The sequence below is a fragment of the Dorea longicatena genome (assembly GCF_024168045.1).
GTDB lineage: Bacteria > Bacillota > Clostridia > Lachnospirales > Lachnospiraceae > Dorea_A.
This window is the reverse complement of the sequence record NZ_CP100126.1, coordinates 1,074,178-1,091,173: the sequence shown is the minus strand read 5'-3', so window position 1 is coordinate 1,091,173 and position 16,996 is coordinate 1,074,178. Positions and strand designations below refer to the sequence as shown.

The window sequence follows — 16,996 nt, the reverse complement described above, 5'->3', positions numbered from 1 at the left end:
TTTCAATTCTCCTTTTCTAAAATCACATCTTCGGTAGATGTGGTCTGCTGTTCAATTATCTTGTAATGCTTTTCCGTCAGTTTCGTGGATTTACGGATTTCTTTCAGATAATCAATCCCTGTTTTCGCTGTGATTGTTTCCAGCATTTTGAGTGTCGGGTCAACCTGCCGTTGAATCCAGCGTAGGGTTCTGTCCAGTGTGTAGGGTTCGGGTTTGGTCGTGAGCTTTAACGGCTCTCTGTTTTCCCCGATGAACCACGCCCAGCGGACAGATAATTTCCAATCGCTCCGTTTCTTGTCTGCTTCCTTATCCACAAAGCGTACATAACGGTTGATAATAGAAAATGCCGTCCGTTCAGCGTCATAGTAGGTCAGCAGGTCACGGACAGCATAATAAGCACGTTCATTTTTCAACCGTATTTCAAATCTGTTTTTTATCGGTGCTTCCTCAATGGGAATCCCCAGTTTGATGTACTGTTCATAGTTTTTTTCATAGACACAGAAGTACACCTCACTTTTTAGCGAGCCGATATAAAGCGTATAACCCATACCAGCCTTGTCCTGTTCCTCATGCTTGACCAGTTCGCCGGAAGCATAGGACTTAAAGGAACGGAACACCGATACACATTCCTCATTCCGGCATTTTTCGGTCAGTTCTGGAATATCCAACATTCCTGTATGGTCATTGATGGCAAGGTCAAGGCGTTTCATCACACCGCCGTCCACCAGAGCGTCCATAAGGAAGTCGTACCAGCTCCGTTCCTGTGCCAGCAGATAACTTTCAAACTGGCGACAGCCTTTTCCTTTCAGTTCCAGCAGAACACCTTTTTCTTCATCGGGAGAAGTGTATACGAAAATATCTCCGATGTAGTAGTGTTCCGTGTAGCTGTAATGCCCGAAGTCCTCATGTATCATGTACTGGATATTGAGCTGTAAGATGTCCTTAATGATGTGTCCAATATCCAGTGTCGGAAACCGTATCCTCACATAATCAAACAGCATGGTAAGCGGTGCTTCTGGGTTGAATTTTTCCAGAGCTTCCAGTAGTTTCACTTTCATTTCTTCTGTGACCGCCACCTTGCCGGATTCGATACGGCTTAAATGTTCACGGCTGATTCCAGCCATGACCGCAAGTTTCGTCTGGGATACACCGTACTGCAAACGCCTGTCTGCAAAATCCTGTATCCACTCTGTATCATTCAGTGTGATACCCCCTTTACGAAAAAACTGTGACATTTTTAATCCGATGTCACAGCAGTAAAAAAAGCTACCAAACGCTTGATTTTAGCCAAGAATCGGTAACTTTTGTGTATGTTTCCTTGTGATTTGTGCCCCTCTGTTAGATACCGAGGGGCTTGATATATGCTGGCGTGGCTACCGCCACACCAGCAAGGCTAGTCCGTACCTGTGGCTTTCGCTTCGCACGCCACTTGTCCGTCCTGCCTTATGTGTGTAAGTTCCCCAATCGTACCCAAGAAATCATATCCTTTGGGTACAAGGGGAGTATAAAATTCCGATATGACGCTTGTTCCTACATCACAGTATCCACGCCCTTTGATTCGCTTCTGGAAAAACTGTTTTTTCACATCACTTCCAAAGAGCATACCGTAGCCGAGTTCACTCATGCGACCAAGCCCCACACGGAAGTTAAAGTTATCTCTGATACCGTCCCCGAAATACTTTGCGTCTGGACGCTGGCAAGCCACAATCAGAAAGTATCCAGCCTGTCTGCCAAGCATGACGATTTTCTTTAGCTGGCTTAACAGGGCGGTGCTTTCTTTTGTCGTGAGCATTTCTAGGAAAGCCACGTATTCATCAAAGATAAGGAACTGTGGAGCAAGCCCCAGATAGGCATAGTTTTCCCCTGTACGGTAGTTCGGGTGCAGTTTCATTTCTTCCGAGCGTGTGACCATGCCCTCATAAAAGGCATTGACGCAGTCAATCATATCGTCTTTCGTGTGGTAGACATTTTCCATGACCATTCCCAAGTCTGCAAGGTCAGATAGCGATAGGTAACTCTTTGATGTTATCTCCAAGTTTTCCCCCGCTTCACACCGTACATGAAACTTTCGCTTCATACGGCGTTCCATCATATTCAAATAGATTCATAAGTTCTGGTTATTTTATTGCTTGGTATCCATAGTTCGCTCGTATTTTGTTCAGCTTTTTCTTTTGTTGACTGCTCAAGCCATAGTTCATCAACCACATTTTCGCCTGTTGTACTGATTCAGTCAGTATCGCTTTTGATATTGGTATTTCAACAAATACAAGATTTTGGTATTTATCTCTATCTGTTTCGGTAATATTCTTGTAGATACAAACCATATCAGTCGGGCTATGCCTTCGATTAGTGATATAGCAATTGCCTTGTTGGGCTATAAATACCGAAATTCGATTATCATTAAATTCAACACTCTTTGTGGTGTCTTTATACTCTAAAAGAATCCGTATCTCTCCTTTCGTTACCAATGCTATTTCCTCATGTATTTTGCTTCTTCCGTGTTCTGTAAAGTTGCATATATCCTGTGAGAAATTCAGCGGATTTTTGTGTTTTACTCCGTTGATTGGCAATAGAGGAGTATCGGCAATCATAATAATTTTTGTTTGTGGTCGTATTCCAGTTGTTTTCATCTGGAAATCTTGACTTGTAGTTTCAAAAGGTATTAGCTTTGCAATCTTTTTAAAACGAACTCTGGTGGTCGGTAAGAGAGCGTAACTTACTTCTGTTAAATTGTTGTATATATTCGTAGCCACACAATAATAATTCTGCATTCCCATAACCGCCAGATTATAACGTGCAATCTGGAAAGTAGTTGTGTGCCTGACTATATCCTTGACTTTTAACTTTAGATTTGTTTTTGCTTTCTTTAGTGCTTTCTGGTTCATATCTGTTTTGGCAACATATCCATGTTTTGTCTTCCCTTTTGGAATCACTTTAATTTTGAATCCCAGAAAATCTGATGAATTTTTCTTCAGATTTACTACCTTTGATTTTTCTGGACTGATTTCTAATTTCAGCCTTTTGTTTAGAAAATCTACGGTACTGTGATAGAATCGCTGTGCTTCTTCATAGGTCGAACACATAATTTTAAAATCGTCAGCATAACGCACAATAAAGCCACTTTTTAACCTCGTATGTTTCTTTGCATATTGAAACCAACCGTTTTTATTACGGTGCTTTGGCTGGAAAGTTTCCCATTGACTGCTTACCCACCAATCCAATTCATTAAGGACTATGAGCGAGAGCAGGGGACTTAACAGACCGCCTTGCGGAGTTCCTTTTTCTGGAACACCCTCGCCGTCAATTTCAGCTTTCAGCATTTTACTAATAATGCAAATCAGTCTTTTATCCCGAATGCCAAGTGTCCAAATCTGTTTTAACAATTTCCCGTGGTTGACATTATCAAAGAATCCTTTAATATCTACATCAACGCAGTAATGATACTTTGATATGTTTATCAAACTGGTTACTCTGCCAAGTGCATGGTGGGCACTTCGATTCGCACGGAATCCATAGGAATGATTATGGAACTTAGGTTCGCATATCGGTTCTAGGACTTGTAAGATACATTGTTGTACAAGTCTGTCCCAGATACAGGGGATTCCGAGAGGTCGCCTTTTATCGCTTCCAGATTTAGGAATAAAAACCCGTCTGACTGATTTTGGTTGGTAATTATCCAGGCTGCTTCGGACTTTCATAATAATATCTTCATCACACAAATGTTTAATATCATCAATCGTTAGCCCATCTGTACCAGCGGTTTTGCTTCCGCTGTTTGTTTTTAAATTTCGGTATGCCAAGCAGATATTTTGTTCTGAACCAATAATTTCCAGTAACTTATAAAAGTTATTACCATTTTTGCTCTGTGCGTATAACTCATCATAAATATGTTGCATATCATAATATTCGTTATAGCGGAGCTTGTCTTTCTTTAGCATGGTCTGTACCCTCCTTAATCACAGGAGCAAGTACATCTCTTAGTCTTACTCGAACCCATACCATTCTTAGTAATTCTATTCTTCAATGACTAGTGGCTATCCCTCCACCGTTTGTTATCACGGTTTCATAGGTACTGTGCCACCACTTTCACTGGCATAAACACACCTTATATTATTGCTAATCTCACAACAACCTTATGATGTGAACACTTCATAGACAGTAAAATCTCCATGTTGCCAGCTTTCAACGTTCCAAACACACTATCTGTACATATATATCCGTAGGTTTCTTCTCTAAGCCTGCTACTTTGATAATGCCTGTAACATTATATGGGTTTTCATAAAAACGAGTCTTACTCACCCACAGTAGCGACACTATTTGTGTCACTGGACATTTCTATCCAGTCCCGATATAGACCTGTACATTCAAAGATTCGTCAGTAGACCGCTCATCTACATACTAACCATAGATATTTTATAGACTTCCGGCATATAGGATACGACACCCACCTCTGGGTATCTTTCGACAGCGCTATCTGTTACGGTATCTCTCTGCCGACTTCACCGAGCTTCTGACAGACCTATGTTTACTCATAATCCTGCCAGTCGGAGTATTAAAGTAGCCTTTCAGGGCGTTACCCCATCATTCGACTATTCGTGTGTTCAGTTCTCCAACACAATTTTAATTGATTGTGCAGTGTCTACTTTTTTCAAGTAGAAACGTCTCGCACCGTTCTTCGGGTCAAGAATGTATAAATCCGCATTGGTTCTAAGCAAGGCTTCAATGATGGTCAGCAGAAAATAGGTTTTTCCACCACCTGTACCACCGCAGATAAGGGCATGGGGAAGTGAATCGTATTCCCACACCAGATTTTTCATTAACCGCAGACCGCCGTTTTCGGCAATCACTTCATCAATCGAAATACGGTTCGCTATCATATCATAGAGCAGGGTGTATTCAATGTATCCGTCATGCAGTGTCTTGTCGGTCAGCTCACAGTACAGCCCCGATTCCAGTTTATCCTCTAAGGACAGGAGCTGTTCTTGATATTTTCCCATTGTGATTTCACAGCAGATATGAAGCAGTCCCTTTTCCATCTGGTAATAAATCTTTGGAAACCACACGATTTTTTCTCTTGATCTGCTTTGCAGGTCAGTGAAAAAAACGGTGTCTTTGGTGTTCTCCGCTTCATACCATTTATTTTCCAGCACCATGCGAGCCAGCTTTTGTCTGTGTAGCAACCGCTTGATACGGTCATATCCGTAACGGTAGTAGAGGAAAGCGACCAATGCACAAACACCAGTCGCTATCAGAACCGTAATGGAATTGTAGGCAGTCCAAGTAATTCCGACATGGAGCAGGTTAAAATCTTTCCAGTCTATAACAAGGAGCTGTCGCAGATTCAGTAGCAGGAACACCGCAACGAACAGGAGCAACAGCCAACCGATACAGAAGTGATAGACCAGCGATTTGTCACTGGCACGAATCCTGTTACCTTTCTTTTTCCACGTCATACGCTAACACCTCTTATTTCTTCGGCGGTTGCTGTGGAGCATTGTTCTGTGGATTTCCGACATGAGTGCCTTTGTTCTTCAAAACAATATCGTCTGCCTTTACATACCAGTCCACATCTGCACCACGGTAATTCGCATTGGCTACCGTATCTGCAACAGGATTGATAAGTTCCACTTCGGCGTTGTAGTCATAGTCCTTTAACGGAACAGTCGCTGGAACGGATACCTGTATCATGCGTCCCTGTGTGTTGCATTTTAAATCATAGGTGCGTTCCTTGATTTCTTCACTGACTGTTCCATCTTCATTCTGTACATGAACCTCACGGCGTAATGCGGAGAACTTCAACACTCCAAAAGTCTTTTCTTTATCAATGACGATTCCATTTGCTAATCTCATAATCTGAATACCCCCTTATTTACTTTCTGCTGGTAACATATCGTCTGCAAGCAGGATATAATTGACAAATCCACGTTCCCCGATTTTATAACCATCGGTAGTGATTCGTGGGTTGATAAGTTTTACTTTCTGTTCCGGCGAAAAATGTTTTTCACCAGCTTTGGCAGGAAGCACAACGACAACATCATCAGCTCTCTGCACATCGGAATACAGGTTGTAGCTTCTGGTAATGACAGCCATACGCCCGTTGATTCTCTGCTGTTCCGTAGTATTTTCTCCGGCAAACTCCAAGTTTCCGAATGTCTTTTCCATATTTGGTACGACAAATCTTAATTCCATAAATAATTGACCTCTTTTCTTTCTATTTGTAAGTTCTTTCCTGCTGTACTTTGTGGGGAGCTACACTCCCCACGCCCCTAGTGGACTTCACACTCCCGTAAATCAGAGCTTCACGGGAGCGTGAAATTGTAAAAAGGGTGGCGACCTTGAACGCTCTACCAACCGCTACATTACCGCCTTACGATTTCTTTCTACGGCGTTTGAAGTAAAGCATACCGCCAAGCCCTACGCAGGAAAGACCGAGCATGGCAAGATAAGCATAGATATTGGTATTGTCGCCTGTTTTTGGACTGTCACTTGTCTTAGTAACCGTAGATGGTGTATCCGGCGTGTCGGTATCCTTTGGTGTGTCTGGGACTTCCGGCACTTCCTTGATTGTCACAGTCTGTCCATCGTCTGTGATGTCCTTATGTTCTGTCACTTTCTTTGCTTCGTCTGGATTGCTCATATCGTATAATTCCTCAAATGTGACAAGGCTCTTGCCACCAAGAGAAGAACCATCAAAGGTAAAGGCAATCTCAACCGTCATTTTTTCATTGTCGGCTGTAAACTCATAATCATTGGATACTTTCTTTCCATCAATCAGAAGTTCTGCATTTTCCTCTTTTAACATCTGCCAGCCGGAAAGTTTGTATTTTGTTCCAACTTCCAGACCATCTAATGTGACTTTATCCACAATCGTTACATCTTTTCCGGCTTCGATTTCTTTCTTGCCGTCCTTATCCGTAGCGGTCGTATGGATTTTGATGATACGTTCTGTGATAAGAACCGTCTGTCCATCATCGTTGATGTCTTTATGTTCGGCAACCTTGACAGGCTCTTTCGGATTGTTCATATCGTACAATTCCTCAAAGGTAACAAGGTTCTGACCGCCAAGAGATGAACCGTCAAAACTGTAAGTAATCTCAACCGTCATTTTTTCACTGTCAGCAGTGAAAGTATAATCACTGTCTACACGTTTCCCGTCAATCAGAAGTTCGGCGTTTTCTTCCTTTAACATCTGCCAGCCGGAAAGCTTATATTTTCTGCCTGTTTCCAATCCATCAAGTGTGACTTTGTCCACGATCTTGATGTCTTTTCCGGCAACAATCATTTTTTCGCCTGTTTTCTTGTCGGTAGCTGTGGTATGGATTGTGATTTCTTTTTCGTATTCATCGGTCAGTGTCCCTAAATCTACGGTCACTTTATTTCTGGATACGACCACCTCAAAGGCTGGAATCAGCTTAAATCCGGCGTTGGAATCGCACTTTAATTCCTCAATCACATAGGTATCATAGAGTAATGCACCTTTGCTGTCGTCTGGTTCAGATGTCCCAAACCATACACCGTTCTCACTGGATTTTCCGGCATTGGTATTGACCTTGTGGGAAGCCCAGCTTGAAGCAGTGGAGAACTGACCGTTTTTGTCAGTAACTACAATATGGGATTCTCCCGTTGTCTTGCTTGTGATTCTGAATGGAACACCTGCAAGGCGTTTGTGTGTACCTGCACCGATTTTTACACCCTCAATATCGCCACGCTTAATCTGGTTGTAGACAGAGTGGGATTTGTCGGTCAAGTCAACGATTTTTCCATCTTCCGTGATAGAAAAGTCGATTGCTTTTGCACCGTCTGTCAAGTAACCCTCTGGTGCTTTGCTTTCTTCTAATCTGTAATTTCCGTAAGGGAGCAAGTCAGCAGAAGTAGAAGCAATTCCATCAATGCCTGTCTGAATCTTCTTGACAGTTTCATTCTTGTTGTATAATTTTCCCTCTACCAGTACAGGACTGTCATTTAAGGAAATGATATTAAATTCTGTGTACTGTAAGGTCGCACTTCCCTGTGCTTTGGTATCCTTTGTTTCAAGGTCACGTTTCTGGATTTTTACACCGCCACGGATAACCTTGTCAGATACGGAATACTGGTTACTTCCAGAAAGTATGGCAAGTTCGCCATCTTCGGAAATCTGTGTAAGGTACGTCCCCTTAATTTGTTCAGAACTTCCGTCAGCCTGCATATATGCACCATCTAATAAGTAGCCGTTTGGTGCTTTTGTTTCTGTGACAGTGAGTGTACCAAGTGGCAGTACATTTTTACCGTCCTGTGTATAGAAGCTGTCGCCGGATACTTTGTAGCTGTCGGCAAGTCTGGATACATAATGGATAGTTCCGTCACTGTCTTTTTCGGCAACGGTTTTGGTTGTCCATGTACGGGTAGCTTTTGCAGGTAGATTATCTGCATTGTAGTATCCGTCATAATAGCTCCATGTGAACTCTGCACCCTCTAAAGAAGCAGTTCCCTGTGGAGTAGATTTTCCTGTTTCCATGTCAATTTTGAATAAATCAATCAAAGTCTCTGTGACCTTTGGAGTGTCAGCAACAGTTAATGTCGCTGTTTTTCCAACTTCCACATTTAAGGCATGGACAGTAGAATCCAGCTTGTAACCTTTTGGTGCGGAAAGTTCTTTGATGTAAACTGTTCCGGCTTTTACCTCAACTTCTTTGGTATCGCCGTTTCCATCGGCAGTAAGTGTGGCAAGCTGGCTGTTACAGCCCTTATCAGAATAGACACCAAATGTCGCACCCTCAAAGGAATAGTTGGCATTGCCATCTGTGACCGTTGGATTGGAAGAAGTCTTTTTGACCTTTGCATTTCCTACATTTAACTTCGCCCAGAACTGTCCGATGTCCTGTCCTTCGCCAGTATAAATGTAACCGCCACATTCATAGCGTCCCTTATTTGCTTTCACAAATGCTTTCGCACCAGCGTAAACTTCGTTCTGTACTGCCTGTGAGATTTCATTATAGGAAGCTCTGACGTTATCGCACTGCCAGCCGAGCTGTTCACTCAATCTCTGCCAGACAACACACTGTTCCAACAGATAACCTTGTTTATAATTCAAGTTCGTATGAGAAGCGGTATATTGCTTGACGTACTCTAAGGAAAGAGCAACGTCCGCAATCTGATCGCTACTCATACGGGTGTTTGCGTCAGAACGTGTTTTATAGCCATTCTTGAAATTGGTGTTGATGTCCACGCAGTAGGCAGTTTCGCCCTCAACTTTCATGTGTCCCTCATTGAATGTAGATTTGATAGAACCATCATTCATAACGTGTTCAATGTAGCCGACACGTTCTGCTGATTCTGTCCAGTATTGATTGCCGGAAGCATGAACCGCCGTCACAGGTAATGTCGTGAGAATGGTTGCAAAAGCAAGCGTTCCTGTCAGCAATCGCTTTACTAGCTTATTCATATTTCTTCTTTCTCCTTTCGATTTTGGGTAAAAAAATAGACGCTCATTTCTGAACGCCTAAAAATTATAAAATTGTTACATCATCAATATTCTTAAAGATTTCATCTTGTAACAAAGATAATGTTTCAAAAATTGCAGTATATTTGTTTTGATAATTTATGCCTTTTATAAATTCAACTAAAGGACTAGTAAATTTCCTAAAATTTTCAAATTCATAATCAAGGACATCTAAGCCTAGTTCTTGTTCTGGGGATAATCCAAATTCTTCTCGTTGTCTACCATATTCTTTTATTTGCAACCATACCTCATAATAGAAATCCTCAGAACCATAAGTCATGTCTGTAGAAAATGTATTTGAATAATCACCTCTTACAAAATCAACATCATATACCTGTCCAAACCATATTATACCTTTTTGGGTTAATATTCCTTCTTTTATCTCTTGAGGAAAAGTTGTTCTAATAGCTATTTCACAATCAGTACAATTATTATTTTTATATACTGAAAATTCCTTTATCATAGCATAATATTGTTTGCGAAAGATATTTAAAATAGATCGTACATCATCATTTACTGCTGTCTCATAAATTTCTATACTTTCGTTTAATAAAGTTAATATGTTTCTTGTCCTTTCATAAAAGTAAATTCTTTTATCAGCTTGAAGATATTTCAGTAATTCCTGAAGTTCCTGCTCACAACTATTTTCACCTTGAAAGGTAACATAACAATTTTCTTTTTTTGTTAATTCAACTATTTTTTTCTGCAAATTTGAAATTGCAATAGAACATGGTATCCAATATTCATCTCTTGCCTTAGTTTGTGCATTTACTTTTAATTCACTTTTTTTACTCGAAACAGTAACAAAATATGTAATATAAGCTCCTAATAATGTTGAAATTAAAGGCAATATTTTATCCAAAAATTGAAATAAATTATCCATCTACTAAATCCTCATTTGTTATTTTTTTATAGTATAAATCACTTCCTCCCTTTTTTAAAGTTTATTCTATTAAAAATACTAGAACTATGTAGGATAGCTTGTTTTATCTTCATATTATATTGTGTAATGTTGTTCTTACGAAGTCGCCCCAGAACAAAAAGCCCGTACTACCTATGATAATATTTTGCGTCTTATCAAAGATCCTGAAGTCTGTGATCCGATCCGATTCCTTCGCGAACGTGAAATTGTTCATTATCAACGTTTTGGAGAAAGCCTCAGAATTGTCCAGGATAAATTAGATAGTAAAAACTTCTACGCATTTAATCCTGAATTTGATCATAAATCTTGTTGTAAATAAATATAAAAATTCTCTCACTGATATTTTTTCTGTAAAAAAAGCAACCAACATATGTTGATTGCTTTTTACCTTTTATATATACCTTCAAAACTGCATACAAGAAATATTTTCTTTCATCCTACCTATCACCTTGCTTGGTCATGCCCTCGACCGATTAGTATCAGTCAGCTCCATACATTACTGTACTTCCACCTCTGACCTATCTACCTCGTCGTCTTCAAGGGGTCTTACTACTTACGTAGGGATATCTCATCTTGAGGGGGGCTTCACGCTTAGATGCCTTCAGCGTTTATCCCGTCCCGGCTTGGCTACTCTGCCATGCACTTGGTATGCAACAGATACACCAGCGGCCAGTCCATCCCGGTCCTCTCGTACTAAGGACAGCTCCTCTCAAATATCCTACGCCCACGCCGGATAGGGACCGAACTGTCTCACGACGTTCTGAACCCAGCTCGCGTACCGCTTTAATGGGCGAACAGCCCAACCCTTGGGACCTACTTCAGCCCCAGGATGCGATGAGCCGACATCGAGGTGCCAAACCACTCCGTCGATGTGAACTCTTGGGAGTGATAAGCCTGTTATCCCCAGGGTAGCTTTTATCCGTTGAGCGATGGCAATCCCACTTTATACCACCGGATCACTAAGTCCTACTTTCGTACCTGCTCCACCCGTCGGTGTCGCAGTCAAGCTCCCTTCTGCCTTTGCACTCTTCGAATGGTTTCCGTCCATTCTGAGGGAACCTTTGAGCGCCTCCGATACCCTTTCGGAGGCGACCGCCCCAGTCAAACTCCCCACCTGACATTGTCCCCCGACCAGTTCATGGTCGCTGGTTAGAAATCCAATACTGCAAGGGTGGTATCCCAACAGCGGCTCCGTGACAACTGGCGTCATCACTTCCTAGCCTCCCACCTATCCTGTACATGCAATACCGAATCCCAGTATCAAGCTGGAGTAAAGCTCCATGGGGTCTTTCCGTCCTGGCGCAGGTAACCAGCATCTTCACTGGTATTTCAATTTCACCGGGTGCATTGTTGAGACAGTGCCCAAATCATTACGCCTTTCGTGCGGGTCGGAACTTACCCGACAAGGAATTTCGCTACCTTAGGACCGTTATAGTTACGGCCGCCGTTTACTGGGGCTTAAATTCAAAGCTTCGCGTTACCGCTAACCTCTCCTCTTAACCTTCCAGCACCGGGCAGGCGTCAGCCCATATACTTCACCTTACGGTTTTGCATAGACCTGTGTTTTTGCTAAACAGTTGCTTGGGCCAATTCTCTGCGGCCAGCTCTCGCTGGCACTCCTTCTCCCGAAGTTACGGAGTCATTTTGCCGAGTTCCTTAACAATGCTTCTCCCGTCGGCCTTAGGATTCTCTCCTCATCCACCTGTGTCGGTTTACGGTACGGGCTTAAGTAAAACAATAGCGGCTTTTCTTGACGCATGGCTCACACACTTCCCTACTCTTAATTCGGTCCGCATCACGTCTTCGGATTGATGAACGGATTTGCCTATTCATCTCCTACCCCGCTTGCACCGGCTTTTCCATTTCCGGCTTGTGCTCTCCACACGTGTCCCCACAGTTCTGTTTACTTAAGGTACAGGAATTTCAACCTGTTGTCCATCGGTTACGTCTTTCGACCTGGCCTTAGGCCCCGACTTACCCAGAGCAGATCAGCTTTACTCTGGAAACCTTAGATATTCGGCCGGAAGGATTCTCACCTTCCTCTCGCTACTCATTCCGGCATTCTCTCTTCTATACAGTCCACAGCTCCTTATCGGTACTGCTTCGTCCCGTATACAATGCTCCTCTACCAATGTACTAGGTACATTCCTGAGCTTCGGCAGTGTGTTTCAGCCCCGGACATTTTCGGCGCAGGACCTCTCGACTAGTGAGCTATTACGCACTCTTTGAATGTATGGCTGCTTCTAAGCCAACATCCTAGTTGTCTTTGAAATCCCACATCCTTTTCCACTTAACACACATTTTGGGGCCTTAGCTGCAGGTCTGGGCTCTTTCCCTTTTGACTGTCCAACTTATCTCGTACAGTCTGACTCCCATACAACATCTACACGGCATTCGGAGTTTGATATTCTTCGGTAAGCTTTGACGCCCCCTAGGAAATTCAGTGCTCTACCTCCGCAAGACTTATATGAGGCTAGCCCTAAAGCTATTTCGAGGAGAACCAGCTATCTCCGGGTTCGATTGGAATTTCTCCCCTATCCACACCTCATCCCCACCCTTTTCAACGGATGTGGGTTCGGTCCTCCATTGCCTTTTACGGCAACTTCAACCTGGACATGGATAGATCACCCGGTTTCGGGTCTGCTCCGACTGACTCTTTCGCCCTATTAAGACTTGGTTTCCCTTCGGCTCCACACCTTTGGTGCTTAACCTCGCCAGCCAGCGCAACTCGCCGGACCGTTCTACAAAAAGTACGCGGTTCCACATATAAAGTGGTTCCACAGCTTGTAAACATATGGTTTCAGGTTCTGTTTCACTCCCCTCCCGGGGTCCTTTTCACCGTTCCTTCACAGTACTATGCGCTATCGGTCACTAAGGAGTATTTAGCCTTACGGGGTGGTCCCCGCGTGTTCAGTCAAGGTTCCACGTGTCTCGACCTACTCTGGATACCGCCATGTCAACTCATCTTTCGCTTACGGGGCTTTCACCCTCTCTGGCCGGCTTTCCCAAAACCGTTCTGCTAAATTTGTTGAATCAATTATGCGGTCCGAACCCCGGGATGCACGCATCCCGGTTTGGGCTCTTCCGTTTTCGCTCGCCGCTACTCACAGAATCACATGTTGTTTTCTCTTCCTCCGGCTACTTAGATGTTTCAGTTCACCGGGTTCCCTTCCTTAAGTTATGTATTGGCTTAAGGATACTTGAGGTTTGCTCAAGTGGGTTTCCCCATTCAGAGATCTCCGGATCAAAGGATATTTGCTCCTCCCCGAAGCTTTTCGCAGCTTATCACGTCTTTCATCGGCTCTTAGTGCCAAGGCATCCACCATACGCTCTTTCTAGCATGACCAACTTGCTCTCATTCACGGGAATGAATGATCGCTACACCGATATAGCGTTATCGGCGTTGGCTTAAGGTCAATTTTATTTACGTCTGTTTTCTTCAGACAGTAATTATTACTCTGTTTATAACAATTACCTCGGATGTCTTGATTAAGATATTTAAAAATCTTATCATTTCTATTTCTTATATGCAATTTTCAAGGTACATAGAGATGCTTTTTCTCTTTAGAGCTTTTGCATCTATTCAATTTTGACTGAATCTTTATCAGTCATTAGAAAACTGAAATCGCATTCTCAACTTCAACTCTCTAATCACTGGTAAAACCAGCTATCATAACAGCACTTCCTTGCTGATAAGGTTGGCACCGATAAGTTGTTGCTCATCTTTTGCCTGTATCTATATGAATCTCCCGAACATTTGCAGCGGATCTGCTTCGTGTTCTTCAATTTTTTTATAGCCTGGCGGCCACCTACTCTCCCGCACCGTCTCCAGTGAAGTACCATCGGCCGCTTGAGTCTTAACCATCGTGTTCGGGATGGGAACGGGTGTTACCCTCAAGCGCATCGCCACCAGTAATCATTATTAAGCTTTTGACAGCCTTAATAACTAAACAATAGATAACAACCCTTACTTTTATTCCTTAGAAAGGAGGTGATCCAGCCGCACCTTCCGATACGGCTACCTTGTTACGACTTCACCCCAGTTATCGGTCCCACCTTCGGCAGCTCCCTCCTTGCGGTTGGGTCACTGACTTCGGGCGTTACTGACTCCCATGGTGTGACGGGCGGTGTGTACAAGACCCGGGAACGTATTCACCGCAGCATTCTGATCTGCGATTACTAGCGATTCCAGCTTCATGTAGTCGAGTTGCAGACTACAATCCGAACTGAGACGTTATTTTTGAGATTTGCTTACCCTCGCGAGTTCGCTTCTCTTTGTTTACGCCATTGTAGCACGTGTGTAGCCCTGGTCATAAGGGGCATGATGATTTGACGTCATCCCCACCTTCCTCCAGGTTATCCCTGGCAGTCTCTCCAGAGTGCCCAACATCACTTGCTGGCTACTGAAGATAGGGGTTGCGCTCGTTGCGGGACTTAACCCAACATCTCACGACACGAGCTGACGACAACCATGCACCACCTGTCACCGATGTTCCGAAGAAAAGCTTCCATTACGAAGCGGTCATCGGGATGTCAAGATCAGGTAAGGTTCTTCGCGTTGCTTCGAATTAAACCACATGCTCCACCGCTTGTGCGGGTCCCCGTCAATTCCTTTGAGTTTCATTCTTGCGAACGTACTCCCCAGGTGGACTGCTTATTGCGTTAGCTGCGGCACCGAATGGCTTTGCCACCCGACACCTAGCAGTCATCGTTTACGGCGTGGACTACCAGGGTATCTAATCCTGTTTGCTCCCCACGCTTTCGAGCCTCAACGTCAGTCATCGTCCAGCAAGCCGCCTTCGCCACTGGTGTTCCTCCTAATATCTACGCATTTCACCGCTACACTAGGAATTCCACTTGCCTCTCCGACACTCTAGCTCAGCAGTTCCAAATGCAGTCCCGGGGTTGAGCCCCGGGCTTTCACATCTGGCTTGCCGTGCCGTCTACGCTCCCTTTACACCCAGTAAATCCGGATAACGCTTGCCCCCTACGTATTACCGCGGCTGCTGGCACGTAGTTAGCCGGGGCTTCTTAGTCAGGTACCGTCATTTTCTTCCCTGCTGATAGAAGTTTACATACCGAAATACTTCATCCTTCACGCGGCGTCGCTGCATCAGAGTTTCCTCCATTGTGCAATATTCCCCACTGCTGCCTCCCGTAGGAGTCTGGGCCGTGTCTCAGTCCCAATGTGGCCGGTCACCCTCTCAGGTCGGCTACTGATCGTCGGCTTGGTAGGCCGTTACCCCACCAACTACCTAATCAGACGCGGGTCCATCTCATACCACCGGAGTTTTTACCACTGTACCATGCGGTACTGTGGTCTTATGCGGTATTAGCAGTCATTTCTAACTGTTATCCCCCTGTATGAGGCAGGTTACCCACGCGTTACTCACCCGTCCGCCGCTCAGTCACAAAAGTCTTCATCCGAAGAATCAGACTTAAGTGCTTCGCTCGACTTGCATGTGTTAAGCACGCCGCCAGCGTTCATCCTGAGCCAGGATCAAACTCTCGTTAAATATAATTTGCTTTGCATCTTCGATGCTTAGCAAATTAATTGTTCCTCGGCTCCGCCGATGGAACTTCATTAAGTTCGTTCCAGTTCAAGAAAACTACTAGCTTTCTTATCCCCTTTACTGTTTTAAGGTTCGACATTAAATGTCTGTTCTGAATAATTCTCTTTAGAATTTTCAGGGTTGTTGTCTATTGTTTAATTATCAAGGTTCTTTGTCTTTGCTGTTTGAAACAGCTTATTTAGACTATCATATTCATTGACATTTGTCAAGAACTTTTTTAATCTTTTTTCGACCAGCTTTTCAGCTGTCCGTCTACCATCTCTTTCTCAAACATTCGTTTGTCTCAAGCGACAGCTTATTAAGAATATCACAAGCCGTTGTGTTTGTCAACTGTTATTTTATTCTTTTTTATTTCTTTTTGATTTAACTCTTTTTCAGCTTAATTTCAATCTTTTCATCTCGCAAAAATGCTGACTTACCTGTAGGCAAGTCAGCACTTTATGTTCGCTTTAGATAATTTGTTGTCGGTATACTCCCTTGATCAATTATCTGAGTAACATGAATGCAATTAATCCAGCTACTACAATGATAGCAATTGCAAGAATAATGATCGGTGCTTTTGACATCTTCTCTTCTTCTTCGTCGTCGATATCATCATAATATTCATCCTCTAATTCTTCTCTGCGCTGCGGCTTCGGAGCTGGTTTCTTTTTCTTTTTCCCATCTCCTACTGCAAGGAGTTCATCATACGCATCTCGCATTTCCTGTTCACGTTTTTCGCGTACTTCTTTTGGCGGTATATTCGAATACTTCTGTTCTTCAGGTTCCGGTTTTTCCGCTCTCTTCTGTACTTTATGAGCACTCTGTGGAATTTTGAACTTCTTTTTGCAATTATAGCACAACAGATAATTCGGATCTTTTTTTCCTGGTCTTAATTCCTGACCACATATTGGACACTTCATATGAATCTGTCCCTCCCCATAGTGTATTATTTCAAACTGTGCTTTGCGCCTTTCGGCCTTGTATATTCCATATACATTGACATTATACTACATCAATTTACAAATATCAATTTTTTATCCA

The 16,996-nt window shown here is 43.2% G+C and carries 7 protein-coding genes, 3 rRNA genes and 3 pseudogenes; 1 reads left to right on the top strand and 12 read right to left on the bottom strand.

The window, feature by feature from the left end; translation table 11 throughout:
- Window positions 1-2 precede the first annotated feature (2 nt).
- From mobT to NKF87_RS05185, 8 genes and pseudogenes are all read right to left on the bottom strand, one after another.
- Window positions 3-1,235 carry a MobT family relaxase gene (mobT, locus tag NKF87_RS05220; RefSeq protein ID WP_196002206.1) on the bottom strand — a complete coding sequence of 411 codons (1,233 nt, stop codon included), beginning with the start codon at window positions 1,233-1,235 and terminating at the stop codon, window positions 3-5.
- A gap of 158 nt (window positions 1,236-1,393) precedes the next feature.
- Window positions 1,394-2,002: pseudogene (locus NKF87_RS05215) on the bottom strand (ATP-binding protein); the annotation flags it as partial.
- A gap of 115 nt (window positions 2,003-2,117) precedes the next feature.
- Entirely contained in the window at window positions 2,118-3,938 is a 1,821-nt protein-coding gene (gene ltrA, locus NKF87_RS05210) for a group II intron reverse transcriptase/maturase (RefSeq protein WP_253584113.1), read from the bottom strand.
- Between the two features lie 732 nt (window positions 3,939-4,670).
- Window positions 4,671-5,453: pseudogene (locus tag NKF87_RS05205) on the bottom strand (ATP-binding protein); the annotation flags it as partial.
- Between the two features lie 13 nt (window positions 5,454-5,466).
- On the bottom strand, window positions 5,467-5,850 hold the full coding sequence (locus NKF87_RS05200) for a YdcP family protein (protein ID WP_196002204.1): 384 nt from the start codon (window positions 5,848-5,850) through the stop codon (window positions 5,467-5,469).
- Window positions 5,851-5,865: 15 nt separating this feature from the next.
- The gene (locus NKF87_RS05195) at window positions 5,866-6,189 is read right to left on the bottom strand and encodes a YdcP family protein (RefSeq protein ID WP_005423177.1); all 324 of its coding nucleotides are present in this window, start codon (window positions 6,187-6,189) and stop codon (window positions 5,866-5,868) included.
- A gap of 178 nt (window positions 6,190-6,367) precedes the next feature.
- Window positions 6,368-9,421, bottom strand: coding sequence for a VaFE repeat-containing surface-anchored protein (locus NKF87_RS05190; RefSeq protein WP_253584111.1), 3,054 nt, complete (start codon window positions 9,419-9,421; stop codon window positions 6,368-6,370).
- 64 nt (window positions 9,422-9,485) lie between these two features.
- On the bottom strand, window positions 9,486-10,361 hold the full coding sequence (locus NKF87_RS05185) for a hypothetical protein (RefSeq protein WP_055067932.1): 876 nt from the start codon (window positions 10,359-10,361) through the stop codon (window positions 9,486-9,488).
- Window positions 10,362-10,500: 139 nt separating this feature from the next.
- Here NKF87_RS05185 and NKF87_RS14485 point away from each other — a divergent pair.
- A pseudogene (locus NKF87_RS14485) lies at window positions 10,501-10,719 on the top strand (manganese catalase family protein); the annotation flags it as partial.
- A gap of 134 nt (window positions 10,720-10,853) precedes the next feature.
- Here NKF87_RS14485 and NKF87_RS05175 read toward each other — a convergent pair.
- The 4 genes from NKF87_RS05175 to NKF87_RS05160 form a co-directional block, all read right to left on the bottom strand.
- Window positions 10,854-13,746, bottom strand: a 23S ribosomal RNA gene (locus tag NKF87_RS05175).
- A gap of 450 nt (window positions 13,747-14,196) precedes the next feature.
- Window positions 14,197-14,314, bottom strand: a 5S ribosomal RNA gene (gene rrf / locus NKF87_RS05170).
- A gap of 70 nt (window positions 14,315-14,384) precedes the next feature.
- Window positions 14,385-15,916: ribosomal RNA gene (locus NKF87_RS05165) — 16S ribosomal RNA — on the bottom strand.
- Together the 16S, 23S and 5S rRNA genes form the textbook arrangement of a ribosomal RNA operon.
- A gap of 542 nt (window positions 15,917-16,458) precedes the next feature.
- Window positions 16,459-16,875 (bottom strand): hypothetical protein, encoded by a 417-nt coding sequence (locus NKF87_RS05160; RefSeq protein WP_055281525.1) that lies wholly within the window; start codon window positions 16,873-16,875, stop codon window positions 16,459-16,461.
- Window positions 16,876-16,996 lie beyond the last annotated feature (121 nt).